At 76.6% G+C, this 14,341-nt stretch carries 11 protein-coding genes; 3 read left to right on the top strand and 8 right to left on the bottom strand.

What is annotated here, in order from left to right; translation table 11 throughout:
• Window positions 1-304 precede the first annotated feature (304 nt).
• A complete protein-coding gene (locus ACIQVD_RS05455) occupies window positions 305-1,612 on the top strand; it encodes a nucleotide sugar dehydrogenase (protein ID WP_400682222.1) in 1,308 nt (435 codons plus the stop codon).
• Between the two features lie 12 nt (window positions 1,613-1,624).
• On the opposite strand, the gene ACIQVD_RS05450 is transcribed toward ACIQVD_RS05455, so the two are convergent.
• The 7 genes from ACIQVD_RS05450 to ACIQVD_RS05420 all read right to left on the bottom strand — a co-directional run bounded on the left by ACIQVD_RS05450 (window position 1,625) and on the right by ACIQVD_RS05420 (window position 11,460).
• On the bottom strand, window positions 1,625-2,935 hold the full coding sequence (locus ACIQVD_RS05450) for a hypothetical protein (protein ID WP_402286209.1): 1,311 nt from the start codon (window positions 2,933-2,935) through the stop codon (window positions 1,625-1,627).
• Window positions 2,936-3,095: 160 nt separating this feature from the next.
• Entirely contained in the window at window positions 3,096-5,633 is a 2,538-nt protein-coding gene (locus ACIQVD_RS05445; RefSeq protein WP_402286206.1) for an SUKH-4 family immunity protein, read from the bottom strand.
• 28 nt (window positions 5,634-5,661) lie between these two features.
• Window positions 5,662-6,663 (bottom strand): SMI1/KNR4 family protein, encoded by a 1,002-nt coding sequence (locus tag ACIQVD_RS05440; RefSeq protein ID WP_400682226.1) that lies wholly within the window; start codon window positions 6,661-6,663, stop codon window positions 5,662-5,664.
• A 121-nt stretch (window positions 6,664-6,784) separates the two neighbouring features.
• Window positions 6,785-7,891, bottom strand: coding sequence for a DegT/DnrJ/EryC1/StrS family aminotransferase (locus ACIQVD_RS05435; RefSeq protein WP_402286203.1), 1,107 nt, complete (start codon window positions 7,889-7,891; stop codon window positions 6,785-6,787).
• 114 nt (window positions 7,892-8,005) lie between these two features.
• Window positions 8,006-9,139 (bottom strand): DegT/DnrJ/EryC1/StrS family aminotransferase, encoded by a 1,134-nt coding sequence (locus ACIQVD_RS05430; RefSeq protein ID WP_400682229.1) that lies wholly within the window; start codon window positions 9,137-9,139, stop codon window positions 8,006-8,008.
• 138 nt (window positions 9,140-9,277) lie between these two features.
• A complete protein-coding gene (locus ACIQVD_RS05425; RefSeq protein ID WP_402286200.1) occupies window positions 9,278-10,258 on the bottom strand; it encodes an NAD-dependent epimerase/dehydratase family protein in 981 nt (326 codons plus the stop codon).
• On the bottom strand, window positions 10,255-11,460 hold the full coding sequence (locus ACIQVD_RS05420; RefSeq protein ID WP_400682232.1) for a Gfo/Idh/MocA family protein: 1,206 nt from the start codon (window positions 11,458-11,460) through the stop codon (window positions 10,255-10,257). Before ACIQVD_RS05420 ends, ACIQVD_RS05425 begins: the two co-directional genes overlap by 4 nt.
• A gap of 308 nt (window positions 11,461-11,768) precedes the next feature.
• On the opposite strand from ACIQVD_RS05420, the gene ACIQVD_RS05415 reads away from it, so the two are divergent.
• Together ACIQVD_RS05415 and ACIQVD_RS05410 are read left to right on the top strand one after the other, a co-directional pair.
• Window positions 11,769-12,224 carry a YwqJ-related putative deaminase gene (locus tag ACIQVD_RS05415; RefSeq protein ID WP_400682233.1) on the top strand — a complete coding sequence of 152 codons (456 nt, stop codon included), beginning with the start codon at window positions 11,769-11,771 and terminating at the stop codon, window positions 12,222-12,224.
• 108 nt (window positions 12,225-12,332) lie between these two features.
• Window positions 12,333-12,791 (top strand): SUKH-3 domain-containing protein, encoded by a 459-nt coding sequence (locus ACIQVD_RS05410; protein WP_402286197.1) that lies wholly within the window; start codon window positions 12,333-12,335, stop codon window positions 12,789-12,791.
• Window positions 12,792-12,899: 108 nt separating this feature from the next.
• Here the strand turns inward: ACIQVD_RS05410 and ACIQVD_RS05405 are convergent, their stop codons facing one another.
• Complete coding sequence (locus tag ACIQVD_RS05405; protein ID WP_402286195.1) at window positions 12,900-14,168, bottom strand: sensor histidine kinase; 1,269 nt, start codon at window positions 14,166-14,168, stop codon at window positions 12,900-12,902.
• Window positions 14,169-14,341: the final 173 nt, after the last annotated feature.

Raw genomic sequence — 14,341 nt, 5'->3', positions numbered from 1 at the left:
TGGATGTCAGCGCAGGCCGCATCCAACCGTGGGGGATGGCTGTGGAAGCGCGATCGCACCTCGATGGGGGTCGGGAGTGCGAAGGCCGGGCGGCCCTGGGTGGGGGCGCCCGTGCCACTCACGCCGAGGACCGCGGCGCCCGCTCCCGGGCGGCGCCGCGGGTCTCGGCGTCCTGGCGTTCCGGGCCCGGCGCGCCCCGCCCGCACCACTTCCGGCGAAGCCGCCCGCGCGAGGTGCGGCGCTCCGTACCCTCGTGTGAAGAAGGTGTGGGGACGCCGGTCATTTCCAGGGGGTTTGCTTCGTCATGCGCGTGGTCATCGCAGGTCAGGGCTATGTCGGACTCCCACTGGCGGTGCGCGCCGCCGAGGTGGGCCACCGGGTCGTCGGGTACGACGTGGACGAACGCCGGATCAAGCGGCTCGCGGTCGGCGAGTCGTACGTCGAGGACATCCCCGGGGAGCGGCTGCGCCCGCTGCTCGACTCCGGGGCGTACCTGCCCACCGCCGCGCCCGGCGACGTCGCGGACTTCGACGTCGCGGTGATCACCGTGCCGACGCCGCTGCGCGACGGCGTCCCCGACCTGTCGTACATCGAGGCCTCGGCGCGGCTGCTGGGGCGGCACCTGAAGCCCGGGGCGACGGTGGTGTTGGAGTCCACCACCTACCCCGGCACCACGGAGGAGCTGCTCGCCCCGCTGCTGGAGGCCGGCTCCGGGCTGCGGGCCGGGGCCGACTTCCACCTCGGCTACAGCCCGGAGCGGATCGACCCGGGCAACCCGGTGTGGAAGCTGGAGAACACCCCCAAGGTGGTCTCCGGCACCACCCCCGAGGGTCTGGCCGCCGTCGCCGCCTTCTACGGGCAGCTGGTCGAGCGGACGGTGCCGGTCTCCTCCTGCAAGGAGGCCGAGCTCACCAAGTTGCTGGAGAACACCTTCCGGCACGTGAACATCGCGCTGGTCAACGAGCTGGCGATGTTCGCCCACGACCTCGGCATCGACGTCTGGGAGGCCATCGACGCGGCCTCCACCAAGCCCTTCGGCTTCCTGCGCTTCACGCCGGGCCCGGGGGTCGGCGGGCACTGCCTGCCGATCGACCCCTCGTACCTGTCCTGGCGGGTCGAGCGCGCCCTCGGCCAGTCCTTCCGGTTCGTGGAGCTCGCCAACGACGTCAACAGCCACATGCCCGACTACGTGGTGCGGCGGCTCACCGAGGCGCTCAACCAGCGCCGCCGCAGCGTGAACGGCTCGCGGGTGCTGATCCTGGGCCTCGCCTACAAGGCCAACACCGGCGACGCCCGGGAGACCCCGGCGGCCCGGATCGTCGACCTGCTCACCCGGCAGGGCGCCGAGGTCCGGGCCGCCGACCCGCACGTCGTCGCGGGCGTCCACGTCGCCGAGCCGCACGTCCCCGGCCAGCGCACCCCCGCCCACGAGGGCGGCCCGCTGGCCGCCGTCCACCGCGTCGAGGCCACCCCCGAGGAGCTGGCCGCCGCCGACGCCGTCCTGCTGCTCGCCGACCACGACGAGTTCGACTACGCGGCCGTCACCGCCCACGCCCGCTACGTCCTCGACTGCCGCCGCCGCCTGACGGGGGCGGCGGTCGAGGTGCTGTAGCCGGGGCCCGGCTCAGCCCCGGCGCTGGATGCGGTTGCGGTCGGGGCGGGTGTCGTGGTCGAGGCCGTCGTCGACGATGACGATCTTGGGGACGATGCGCTGCTCGGCGGCGGCCTCGGGCGCGGCCCCCGGCTGGTCGGGCGCGGGCTTGTCGGGCGCGGGCTTGTCGGACGCGGGCTGGTCGGGCGCGGTCGCGGGCGGCTCGGGCGCGGTGGCGGGCTTCGGCGGGACCGGGTCCTTGGCGAAGCTCGCGGGCTTGGCCGGCGGGGCCGGGATCTCGGCGGGGACCGTCGGGGTGTAGGGCTTGCGGGGGTCGCCCTGCTGGGGCTTGACCGCGGTCTTGACCGGGCCCAGGACGGTGGTGGGCTGGTCGGCGACCGGGGGCTTGGTGAGGTCGGCCTTCTTGGCCGCGACGGCCTCCGCCGCGTCCTCCGGGTCCTCGATCGCGCCGACGGCGGCGCCGGTGAGGGAGGCGAGGGTGCCCTTGATGTGGTCGAGGTGGGTCTGGACCTTGTCGAGGCGCTTGGTGAAGTCGGCCTGCTCGCGCTCGCTGGCGGCCTTGATCCGGGCGGCCTTCTCCCGCGCGGCGCCGAGCGCGGCGTCCGCCTTGGCCTGGGCCTCGGTGTCGAGGCGGCGGGCCTCCGCCAGCATCGCCTCGCGGTGCTGCTCGGCCTCCTTGACCCGGGCGTCGGCCGCGGCGGTGACCTTGGCCACGGCGGCGTCGGCGGCGGCCTCGGCCGCGGTGAAGTCCTCGTCGGCCTTGCGGCGGCGCTCGGCGAGGGTGGCCTCGGACTGCTCGGAGGCGTTCGCGGCGGCGACCCGGACCCGGGCGGCGTGGCCGGTCGCGGCGTGCACCAGGGCGCGGGCCTCGGCGTCCGCCTCGGCCCGGATCCGCTCGGCCTCGGCGCGGCTGCGCTCGTCGGTGCGGCGGACGAACTGGTCGGTCTCCTCGCGCAGCTTGGCGGCGTACTCCTCGGCCGCCCTGGCGGCGGCCTCACCGGCCTCGTGGGCGGCGTCCCGGGCGTCCTCGCCGGCCCGCTTGGCCTTGGCGTGGATGGCGTCGGCCTCGTTGAGGGCGATGCCGAGCAGGGCCGCGGCCTGGTCGCTGAGCTCCCCGAAGTCGGGGTCGGGGGCCTCCTCGGCGGCCTGCTGGATGTCGGCCAGGCGCTTCTCCATCTCGCGCAGCCCGCCGCCCAGGACGCTGAGCCGCTCCCACGCCTCGTCTCGGGCACGGCTGAGCGCGGTGACCGCCGCGTCGACCTGGTCGGGCGCGTAGCCGCGCCTGGACGGGGTGAAGCCGTACTGGGACACGGCGTCGCTCATTTCGGCTGTTCTCCTCGTGCTCGCGGGCTGCGCGGCCCCGCCGGGTGCGTGGTTCTGGTGGGGCGGGCGAACCGTCCCATTGACCTATTTTGCGCAGATACGAACGCAAACCAAACAGGGACCACCGCGCGGCCGGGCGAACCGGCCGCGCGGGGCGGTGTCAGAGCAGGCCGTCCCAGAGCTGTTCGACCAGGACCGCCCACCAGCTCTCGGGGGTGTGCACGGCGGCCGGGTCGACCGCCAGCAGCTGGGCCTGGAAGTCGGTGGTCCAGCGACCGGCCTGCTCGGGGTTGAGGCCGTGGCGCAGGTGCCACATCCGGGCCAGCGCGGCCAGGCAGGCCGCGAACTCGGGGACCCCGGAGTTGACGAAGCGCGGCGGCTCGGCCGGGTTCTCGATGTCGACGGCGACCACCGCGGCGGTGCCGTACTGGACGCACAGCTGGCGGCCGTAGTCGTTGCCGAGCACCAGGTAGCCGCCGAAGTCCGGGCCGGGCGGCAGGCCGCGCTCGGCGGCGAGCTCGGCCAGCGTCGGGATGGGGCGGCCCTCCTGGGCCTGGGCCCAGAAGAACGGCGCGAACTCGCGGGGCAGGCCGACCCACATCAGGACCTGGGCGACCTGCTCCGGCACCCCCTGGCGGGCCACCGCGCGCTGCTCGAACCGGAACATCGACGGGCCGAACATCGCGCCGAACTCCGCCGCGAGCTGCTGCGGCGGCGGGGGCGGCAGCTGCGGGACGGCGCCGGGCGCGGGCAGCGGCGCCCGGACGGTGCGCGGGCGGTGCGGGGCGGACACCAGCTGGTGCAGCTGCTCGACGTGCTCCTGCAGCACGTTCATCCCGGCCTGCCGGGCGGCGGCGTCGCGGCCGTAGGGGGCGGTGTGGCTGATCCGGGCGTTCGGCCAGGACGCCCGCACCATCCGGGAGCAGTAGCCGCCGGGCAGGTCGCACAGCTCCAGCTCGGTGTGCACCTCCAGCACCTGGTCGGCGGGCACGCCGAGGCGGCGCAGCTCCTGGAGGGCCCGCCACTCCGGGTGCGGGGTGCCCAGCTCGGAGGTCATCACCAGGCTGAGCTCGGAGCCGTCGGGGGCCCGGTAGTTGACCACGGCGGTGGTGCCGGGGCCGACCGTGGGCAGGCCGGACGGCGGCACCGGCCCGGCCGGCGGTGCCTGGCCGGGCGCGCCGGGCGGGAGGCCGTGGCCCTGCGGGCCGCCCGGGAACGGCGGCAGGGGCGCCTGGAACGGCGGCGCGCCCTGCGGCGCGCCGGGGAACGGCGGCTGCTGCGGGGGCTGGCCGGACGGCGGGAACGGCGGGGTCGCGCCCGGCGGCAGCTCGATCGCCGGGGCCAGCTGGGTGGCCTGGTAGGCGACCGCGGCGGCCTCCGGCGCGGGAGCGGCGTGGGCGGCGGGCCCGCCCTCGGCGCGCAGCGCGTCGGGGGCGGGCGGCGGCGGGGCGCCCGCGCCGCCGCGACCGCCGGGGCCGCCGGGGCCGCCGGGGCCGCCGGGGTGCTGGGCGGGGCCGCCGCCGGCGGCGGACAGCAGGTCGCTGGGCGGGGGCGGCGGGGGTGCGCCGGGGCCGCCGCGGCCGCCGGGGCGCGGGGCGGGCCCGCCGGTGGACGGCAGCAGCTCGTTCGGCGGGGGCGGCGGCGGTGCGCCGAGTCCGCCGCGGCCCAGCGGGACGCCGGGGCCGGGCAGCGGGGCGCCGGGGCCGGGGGCGCCGGGCAGGCCCATCAGGCCGGGCGGGCCGTCGGTGGCGAGCATGGTGGCCGCGTGGTCGACCGGGCTCGCGGAGGGCGCGGGCGCACCGGGCACGGGCGGGACGGGAGCACCGGGCAACGGCACGGGCGTGCCGGGTGCCGGGGTGCCCGGGCCGCCGGCCGGGTACGGCGGGGCGGCGGGCGGGACGGGCGCGCCGGGGCCGGGGTACGGCGGCGTCGCCCCGGGCGGGACGGGCGCGGTGCCCGGGAAAGCGTGGCCGGGGGCGAGCACGGTGGCGGCCTCGGCGCCGGGCGGTGGCGTCGCCCCGGGCGGCACCGGCGCGGCGGGTGCACCGCCCGGGAAGGCCCGGCCGGGGGCGAGCACGGTGGCGGCCTCGGAACCGGGCGGCGGCGGCGGGACGGGCGTGCCGGGCACGGGGGTGGGCGTGCCGGTGAAGTAGCTGGGGCCCTCCTCGCCGGGTTCCGGCAGCGACGCGGCCTGCGGCACGGGCTGCGGAAGGGGCGGGGGTGCGGCCTGCGGCACGGGCGAGGGCGAGGGCGCGGCGGCCTGCGGCGGGATCGGCGGGGCCGGGGCGGCGGGCGTGGGCGCGGCCAGCCGGTCGGCCTCGGCGGCGATCGCGGCGGCCCCGGCCTCCTGGAGCCACTGCGGGGGGCTGAGCAGGAAGGAGGTGGCCTCGACCGCGCCGCGCACCGGCTTGGCGGCCCCGGCCGGGTTGGGCTCGGTGCCGGTGCCGTACAGCTCCTCGTACTGCCGGACCACCTCGTTGACCGGCAGCGGCGGCCAGAGCGTGCTGGCGCCGCTGTCGCGGGCGATCACCAGGCGCAGCGAGGTGCCGGGGCCGCCGCTGTGCTCGCTGCCGTCGACGGCCCAGCAGACGTAGCCGAGGTCGAACTCGCGGACCTTCACCTCGCGGTGCCGCGAGCGCGGCACCCCGGCGTTGATCCAGTCCTCGGCGGTCTCCTGCGCCTGCGCGTACGTGGTCACCACGTCTCGTCCCACCCCTGTCGTTCGGTCAGTTCACCGGGACGGCGCGCGCGAAGCCGCCGTCCACCATGAGTTCGGCGACGGTCTCCAGCTCCGCGGGCCCGCCGGCGAGGCGCAGCAGGAACGCGTCGAAGCTGTCGCCGCAGGGCAGCAGGAGGCGCTGCACGCGCTGCTCGACGGGCTCGTCGGAGCCGTCGTCGCGGGCGTCGTCGTAGGGCAGGAAGCCGACCGAGCCGGTGCCCTCGCCGCGGACCCTGACGGTCAGCAGGCCGCCCTGGAGGTAGGCGACGGCGAGGTGGTCCTTGGTGAGGTGGTCGCGCAGGCACTTGTTGGCGTACACCAGGTCGTGGGTGCCGTACTCCTCGCTGAGGGTGAGGAACGGCTGGTCGACCAGCAGGCCGAGGTCGACGTCGAGGGCGACGCCGACCGGGCCGCGGCCGCCGGTGAGCTTGAGGAAGTCCCGGTAGGCGGGCGGCAGCGGGTGGCCGAGGCGCTGCTCGGCGCGCTGGACGAGGTCCTCGGTGACGGCGATCGGGTCGCCGCCGTCCTTGGCGAGCGAGAAGTGCGCGGGGCGGTGGTCCTGGAGCGGGCGGGTGCCGCGGCGGGTGTGGTCGGCGGTGGAGCGGGCCAGGCCGCCGTGGTGCCGCAGCAGGGCCTTGACCTCGACCGGGACGAGCTCCATCCGGCGCCAGCCCGCGGGGGCGCGGCCGACGACGTGGTGCCAGGTCCAGCCGGGCGGGGTGGCGACGGCGCTGTCCAGGTCGGCCCAGAGCTCGTGGCCCCGGGTGTAGAGCGCGGCGTTGGCCGACACGTAGTCGGTCAGGCGCAGTTCGTCGACGCCGAAGCCCTCCGGCGGGTCGGCGACCTCGGCGGCGGCGGCGGCGTACGGCGAGAAGTCCGGGTGGCCGTTCTCGTCGACGCGCACGCCCCGGGGGTGCCGCTCGGCCCGGACCGGGTCCGGGAACTGCACCACCTGGCCCGCGTACGCCGCGTTGGGCACGGCGGCGGTGCCGGGCCGACCTGTCGTCATCTGTGGTCCCCCACTGGCAGAAGCCGATGTCCTCGGGGACCAGCGTAGGGCAACGGCCGTCCGCGTTCAGGGGCGCGGTGGTACCCGGCCGGGTACCGCCCGGCCGGGCGTCCGGCGGAGGTCAGCGGCGGCGCAGCGCGGCGGCCAGCGTCTCGGCGACCCGGGTCTGCTGGACCTCGGTGAGCTGCGGGAACAGCGGCAGGGTGAGCAGTTGCCCGGCGGCCCGCTCGGTGACCGGGAAAGCGCCTTCCGGATGGCCGAGGTGGCGGAACGCGGGCTGGAGGTGGACCGGGACGGGGTAGTGCACGCCGGCGCCGATCCCGGCCTCCCGGAGGGCGGCCAGCACGCCGTCCCGGTCGCGCTCGACCCGCACCGCGTACAGGTGCCAGACGTGCGCGTTGCCGGGCAGGGTGCGCGGCAGGGTGAGTCCGTCCAGGCCGCCGAGCAGCTTGTCGTAGCGTTCGGCGGCGGCCCGGCGGGCCTCGTTCCAGGCGGGCAGGCGGCGGAGCTTGGCGCGCAGCACCACGGCCTGCAGGGTGTCCATCCGGGAGTTGAAGCCGAACCGCTCGTGGACGTACTTGCGGTCCGAGCCGTGGTCGCCGAGCAGCCGGACCGCGCGGGCGAGTTCGGCGTCGTCGGTGACCACCGCGCCCGCGTCGCCGTACGCGCCGAGGTTCTTGCCCGGGTAGAAGCTGGTGGCCGAGATCCGTCCCCAGCTGCCGGCGGGCCGCCCGTGCCGGGTCGCGCCCTGCGACTGGGCGCCGTCCTCGACCACCGGCCGGCCGTCGGCCGCCGCCAGCAGCGCCTCCATCGGGGCGAGTTGGCCGTTCAGGTGGACGGGCAGCAGCGCGACGGCGTCCGCCGCCCGGGCGGCGGCCTGCTCGACGTCGATCAGCAGGTGCTCCTCGTCCACGTCCACCAGGACCGGCCGCAACCCGGCCCGGACCACCGCCTCGGCGCTCGCCACGAAGGTGTTCGCGGGCAGCACCACCCCGCCGCCCGGCTCCAACTCCAGTGCGCGCAGCGCCATTTCGATCGCGTCGGTGCCGTTCGCCGTCCCCACCGCGTGCGCCGTGCCGCAGAACGCCGCGTACTCCCGCTCGAACGCGGCGACGTCGGGGCCCTTGATGTAGGCGCCGCTCGCCAGTACCGCGTCGAAGCCCGCGCGGACCTCGTCGGCGATCTCGGCGTGCGCGGCGTGCAGGTCGACCAGGGGGATGTCGGTCACGGGAGGAGCCTCTCGTTGGCGAAACCAGGGGCGCGAGGAACTGCGCGGATCGGAGGGGGGACGGCGGAAGGGTCCCGGCGGGGAGAGGACGCCGCGCGTGCGGGCGCCCCCGCGTCAACGCCCCAGGGCCGCCTTGAGGGCCGAGACGACGTGCTGGACCTGCTCGTGGCCGAGCGAGTGGTAGAGCGGCAGGATCAGCGACCGCGCGGTGATCAGCTCCGTCGCGGGCAGCGGCACCCGCGCCGTCCCCTTGTACGGGGCCTCCAGGTGCGCCGCCATGATGCCGCGCCGCGCCGAGACGCCGTCGGCGGCGAGCCGGGTCAGCACCTCGCCCCGGTCGGGGGCGTCCTCGGGGAGCAGCAGCCAGAACGACTGGAAGTTCGCGGTGCCGTGCGCCGGGTCGGCGACCGTCCGGGCGGCCAGTTCGGGGCCGAGCGACTCGCGGTAGCGGTCGGCGAGTTCGCGCCGTCGGGCGACCATCGCGGGGAGCTTGCCGAGCTGGACCAGGCCGATCGCGGCCTGGACGTCGGTCATCCGGTGGTTGAAGCCGATCTCGTCGTAGGTCTCCACCACGCCCGCGCCGCCCGCCCCGGCGTGCCGGTCGGCGGCCGAGACGCTCATCCCGTGCTCGCGCAGCCGCCGCAGCCGGGCGGCGAGTTCGCCGTCCTGGAGGGTGAGCATGCCGCCCTCGCCGGTGGTGAGCAGCTTGCGCGGGTGGAAGGAGTAGGCGGAGATCGCGGCGCCCGCGCCGGCCGGGCGGCCCCGGTAGACGGAGCCGGCGGCGCACGCGGCGTCCTCGACCACGGCGATGCCGCGCGGTTCGACCAGGGCGCGGATCGGGTCCAGGTCGACGGGGACGCCGCCCTGGTCGACGGCGATCACGGCCCGGGTGCGCGCGGTGAGCAGCGGCGCGACGGTGGCGGGGGTGAGGTTGGCGGTGGCCGGGTCGACGTCGGCGAAGACCGGCACGGCCCCGACGTAGGTGACGGCGTTGGCGGTGGCGATGAACGACAGCGACGGGACGACGACCTCGTCGCCGGGGCCGACCCCGGCGCCGATCATCGCCAGGTGCAGGGCGGTGGTGCAGTTGGACACCGCGACGGCGTGCGGCGCGCCGGTGTGCTCGGCGAACGCCTTCTCGAACGCGGCCACCCGGGGGCCCTGCGCGACCCACCCGGAGCGGACGGCCTCGGCGGCGGCCTCGGCCTCCTCCTCGCCGAGCCACGGGATCATGACGGGGATGGTCATCGGGTGCTCCTCCTCGGTTCACGCACAGCCGGGTCGCGCCCCTGTGCAACTGGCCCGCCCCGGCGCGATCCTGCTGACGGGAGCCCTCCGGTCCGCGCGGTCCCCCGCGCCCCCGCGGGCGCGTCCGGGCTCGGGCGGCTACTGCTCGCGCCACCAGGCGACGAGCTCGCGCAGCCCGTCGGTGAGGCCGAGTTCGGGCTTCCAGCCGAGGTCGCGCTCGGCGGCGGAGATGTCGGCGAGGCGCCGGACCACGCCGCCGGCGGTGTCCCGGGCGGGGCCGTGCTCGACGTCCAGGCCGGAGTCCATGGCGACGAGCAGGGCGTCGGCCAGGCCGCGCAGCGAGACCTCGGTGCCGGAGGCGATGTTGTAGACCCGGTCGGTGACCGGGGCGGCGGCGGCCAGCAGGTTGGCCCGGGCGATGTCCTCGGTGTAGACGAAGTCCATCGTCTGGGCGCCGTCGCCGAAGATCAGCGGGGGCCGTCCGGCGGCGATCCGCTCCATCCAGCGGATGAACACCTCGGTGTAGCGGCCGTGCACGTCCATCCGGGGGCCGTACACGTTGAAGTACCGCAGCGCGACGTAGTCGAGGCCGTGCATGGCGTGGAAGCTGCGCAGCAGGCCCTCGTTGAAGACCTTGGCGGCGCCGTACAGGGTGTCGTTGTGGTACGGGTGCTGGGTCTCGGGCGTCGGGAAGGTGTCGGCGAGGCCGTACACCGAGGCGGTGGAGGAGGCGATCACCTTGCCGACGCCGGTCTCGGCGGCGGCCTCGACCACGTCGAAGGTGCCGTCGACCATCACCTCCAGGGCGAGCCGGGGTTCGGCCGCGCACTGGGTGATCCGGATCGCGGCGAGGTGGAACAGCGCGTCGGTGCCGGGCGCGAGCAGTTCGCGCAGCAGGGCGCGGTCGCGGATGTCGCCGTCGACGACCCGCAGCTGGCCGGGGGCGGCGAGTTCCCGGGCGCGGGCCAGGTTGGCCGTCCGGCCGCGGACGAAGTTGTCGAGCACGACGACCTCGCGGGCGCCGGCCTCGACCAGCTGGTCGACGACGGTGGAGCCGATGGTGCCGGCGCCGCCGGTGACCAGGCAGCGGGAGCCTTCGAGCGGGACGGCGGCGTTCATCGGGCGGCGGCCTTCTGCTGGGCGGAGAGCTGGCGGGTGAGCAGCGCGGCGGCGTCGGCCCCGCTGCCGGCGGCGGCGGGGCCGTCGGCGGAGGCGTCCACCGGGACGGTCGCGCCGCCGAGTTCGAGGCTGCGGGAGGCGGCGTGCAGCAGGCGCAGCACGCGCAGTCCGGCCCGGCCGTCGGTGAGCGGGGCGCGGCCCTCGGTGATGGCGGCGGCGAACTCGGCCATCACGTTGCGCAGCGCCTCCTGTTCGACCAGGGCGGGGGCGACCACGTCGCCGACCCGGTAGGAGATCAGGGCGCGGTGCCGGATGGCGTCGGTGAGTTCGTCGGGCGGGGTGAGGTCGACGCCGCGGTCGTGGATCGCGAGCCTGGCCTGCGGGTTGAGGTCGTCCCAGACCAGGGTGCGGCGGGAGCCGCCGATCAGCGTGGTGCGGACCTTGGTCGGGGAGAGCCAGTTGACGTGGCAGTGGGCGAGCGCGCCGTTGGACAGCCGCAGCGTCAGGTAGGCGACGCAGGCCCGGCCGGCGCCGATCGGGTCGGCGGCCTGGGCGCTGACGCCGACGGGCTCGACGCCCGGCGGCAGCACGAAGTCGAGGATGGACAGGTCGTGCGGGGCGAGGTCCCACAGCACGTCGACGTCGGGCTGGACCAGGCCGAGGTTGATCCGCACCGAGTCGAAGAACTGGACGTCGCCGATCTCGCCGCCGTGCACGAGTTCGCGGATGCGGCGCACCACCGGCGTGTAGCAGAAGGTGTGGTCGCACATCAGGACCAGGCCGCGCTCCTCGGCGAGGGCGACCAGGTCGGCGGCCTCCTCGACGGTGGTGGTGATCGGCTTCTCCACCAGGACGTGCTTGCCGGCCTCCAGCGCGGCCCGGGCCAGCCGGTGGTGGGCGCCGGCCGGGGTGGCGATGGCCACCGCCCGGACCCGCTCGTCGGCGAGCACCTGCTCGTACGAGGTGGTGGCGGCGACCGTCGAGTACTCGCCCAGGACCTTGCGGGAGCGCTGTTCGTCGAGGTCGCACAGCCAGTGCAGCCGCAGGGCGGCGGTCTGCTGGGCGTTGCGGACCAGGTTCGGGCCCCAGTAGCCGGCGCCGACCACGGCCAGGCCGATCCGCCGGTCGGGGCGCTGTTCGGTGCTGCCCGGTGTGGGCACGTGTTCCCCGGGCGCCTCGTGCGCCACGACGTTCGACCCCATCGCAAGACCCCCCTTGCCGCCGCGTCGCTCGAACCGTACCGGCCCGGCCCGGCCCGCCGGGGCACAATCGGCAAAACCGCTGCGGGCCGCCCGGGGCGCGGGAGGCGGCGGTTCGGCCCTCCGTACACCTCCGCGCGCCCCGTGTCCGCACCCCGGCGCGGCGCGCGCCGCATCGGTTTGGCAGGCTGGATGCTCTGGGGTGAGGATTCACTGTCCGTGGGTCCCGCTACCGTGCGTGATCCACCGTCCGTCAGCAGACCCCCGGCAGCGGAGAACTGCCGTGCGCCGCACAACGCCGAGGAGCAGTCATGGACCAGTCGGGCCCGCCGCCCGTGTTGCGCCACCAGCGCGACAGCCTGCTGCCCGCGGTGGCGGCCGCGCTGTCGCTGCGCGGCGGCACGGTGCACACGCTGGCCGGGGACAAGTCGGAGCTGGCGCCGATACTGCACCCGCTGGTCGGCGAGTTCCTGGCGGCGCTGCCGGTGGAGAAGCGCGAGCGCTTCGTCGGCCGCTGCCCGGAGGCGGCGCTGCTGTCCCAGTACCTGGGGCAGGTCGACGCGTCCCGTTCGAAGCGGGCCGCGCGCAAGCCGATGACGGTGCAGGAGGCCCGCAAGGCGCTCAAGGGGGCCCGGATGACCACGCTGCGCATCCGCGAGGAGGGCGATCCGGCGCACGGCACGCACGCGCCGCCGTGCCGCTCCTGCGCCCCGCTGCTGGAGCACCTGAACGTGGCCAGCGTCGAGGTCGGCCCGCCCGGCCGCTGAGCGCCCGTCCCCGTTCCCGACCCCCGTTCCCGACCCCCCGTCCCCGAACTCCCGGAGCACGCCCTGAACGCCGGCCCCGTCCGCACCCAGCCCCGCTTCCCGGCCGACGTGGCCGCCGCGCTCAAGCAGGCCGGCTGGCACCCCGGCCGCTGGGAGATCCGGCAGGCCGAGCTGTGGGCCGACGCCCTGGTCGCGTACGGCGGTCCGCTGGAGCCGCAGCACGCGGTGTTCCCGGCCGCGATCGAGGCGTGGGCCGAGTTCGGCGGCCTGGCCTTCGACGTCCCGGGGGCGGGCGCCACCCTGGCCCGCACCCCGTTCCTGCTCGACCCGCGCTGCGGCCTGCACGCCCCGCGCACCCTCGCCGACCTCGGCCGGGCCCTGGACACCCGGCTGGCCCCGCTTGGCGAGGAGCTGTACGGGCAGGCCCTGCTGGCCGTCGACGAGCTGGGCCGGGTCTACAGCCTCGACCACACCGGCGAGTGGTTCCTCGGCGACAGCGTCGACCGGGCGATCGGCACCCTGGTCCTCGGCCGCGCCCCGCACCGGCTGCGCACCGCCCAGGACTGACCGCGCGGGACCTGCCCGTGACCGCGCGGGCCTGCCCGCGCCGGGCCGCCCGACAGCGGCCCGTCCGACCGCGGCCCGGCGAGCAGCGCCCCGCCGAGCAGCGCCCCGTCAGCCCGCCGACCCGGCCGAGCGCCGCAGCCGCGAGGGCAGCACCGCCTCCACCCGGAACCCGCCGCCGTCCTCCGGCCCGGCGTGGAAGCCGCCGCCGAGCGCCACCACCCGCTCGCGCATCCCGACCAGCCCGTTGCCGCCGCTGGGCAGCGCCACCGGCGCCGCCGTGCCCGGGCAGTCGTTCACCACCGACACCCGCACCCCGTTCGGCACGTACGCCAGCAGCACCGCGACCCGCGCCCCGCCCGCGTACTTGTGCGCGTTGGTCAGGCCCTCCTGCACCACCCGGTACGCGGTCTGCTCGGCCTCGGCGACGTACGCCCGGGGCTCGCCGCTGACCGCCAGCGACACCGCCATGCCCGCCACCCGGGACTGCTCGACCAGCTCCGGCAGTTCGCCCAGCCCGCCGACCGGGGCCTCGACCTGCTCCTGCGGCTCGGTCATCCGCAGCACGCCCAGGATCTCCCGGAGTTCGTCCAGCGCCTGCCGGCCGGTCTCGCCGATCAGCTTCGCCGACTGCTGGGCCTTCGCCGGGTCCTTGGGGACGATCCGCTCCACCGCGGCGGCGTGCACCACCATCAGGCTGACCCGGTGCGCGACCACGTCGTGCATCTCCCGGGCGATCCGGGTGCGCTCCTCGGCCCGGGCCCGCCAGGCCCGCTCCCGGGCCTGCTCGGCCAGCAGGGTCAGCTCGGTCTCCAGGCCCTGGGCCCGGTCCTTGAGCGACTCCACCAGCCGGCGCCGCGCCCCCACGTACAGGCCGGTCACCATCGGGGCGACCGCCATGCCGACCGCGACGAACGCCGAGATCACCACGAACACCCAGGTCGGCGGCAGCGGTTCGGCGGGCGGGGCCTTGCTGGGCGCCGTGGTGGCGAACAGCACCATGCCGAAGGTCTCCACCATCGCGACCGCCGACAGCACCACCACCCGGGCCCGCCGCGAGGGCCACTCCCAGGTCGCCGCCAGCGTGTACAGCGACACCGCCAGCAGCACCACGCCGAAGAACCCCGGCACGAACACCAGCGCCACCACCACCGGCACCACCGGCCACCGGCGCCGCACCACCAGCGACGCCCCGGCGAGCGCCCCCAGCACCACGCAGACCACCGTCGCGGGCGGGCCCCAGCCCAGCCGGTCCCGGACCAGCCCGTACGCCCCCGCGGCGCACTCCACCGCCGACACCGCGGCCAGTGCCAGGTCCAGCGCCGCGCCGCGTCTGCGCGTCCACCACCACAGGCCGTCCCCCGCCGGCTTCTCACTCATGACCGACACGATACGCAGTGGGGGTCGCCGGCCGGGGGCGCGCACCCGGCCCCGCCCGACCTGTCCGCCATCCGGCCACCTCTCCGTTCTGGCACCCCGTGCCACCTATGCTGTTGCCCGTCGGACAGCGCGGTCCGCACCCGTCACCCGCACCGCGGTGATGTCAGAGCCGT

This window comes from Kitasatospora sp. NPDC090308, from assembly GCF_044769485.1.
GTDB classification, from domain to species: Bacteria; Actinomycetota; Actinomycetes; order Streptomycetales; family Streptomycetaceae; genus Kitasatospora; species Kitasatospora fiedleri.
This window is presented reverse-complemented; position numbering and strand designations above follow the sequence as displayed.

Bases quoted from the DNA above. Each gene is read 5' to 3' on its own strand.
- ACIQVD_RS05415 (WP_400682233.1), top strand. From the start codon at position 11,769: ATGGACCAGTCGGGCCCGCCGCCCGTGTTGCGCCACCAGCGCGACAGC.
- ACIQVD_RS05440 (WP_400682226.1), bottom strand. From the start codon at position 6,663: ATGACGACAGGTCGGCCCGGCACCGCCGCCGTGCCCAACGCGGCGTAC.
- ACIQVD_RS05450 (WP_402286209.1), bottom strand. From the start codon at position 2,935: ATGAGCGACGCCGTGTCCCAGTACGGCTTCACCCCGTCCAGGCGCGGC.
- ACIQVD_RS05420 (WP_400682232.1), bottom strand. From the start codon at position 11,460: ATGGGGTCGAACGTCGTGGCGCACGAGGCGCCCGGGGAACACGTGCCC.
- ACIQVD_RS05405 (WP_402286195.1), bottom strand. From the start codon at position 14,168: ATGAGTGAGAAGCCGGCGGGGGACGGCCTGTGGTGGTGGACGCGCAGA.
- ACIQVD_RS05430 (WP_400682229.1), bottom strand. From the start codon at position 9,139: ATGACCATCCCCGTCATGATCCCGTGGCTCGGCGAGGAGGAGGCCGAG.
- ACIQVD_RS05425 (WP_402286200.1), bottom strand. From the start codon at position 10,258: ATGAACGCCGCCGTCCCGCTCGAAGGCTCCCGCTGCCTGGTCACCGGC.
- ACIQVD_RS05455 (WP_400682222.1), top strand. From the start codon at position 305: ATGCGCGTGGTCATCGCAGGTCAGGGCTATGTCGGACTCCCACTGGCG.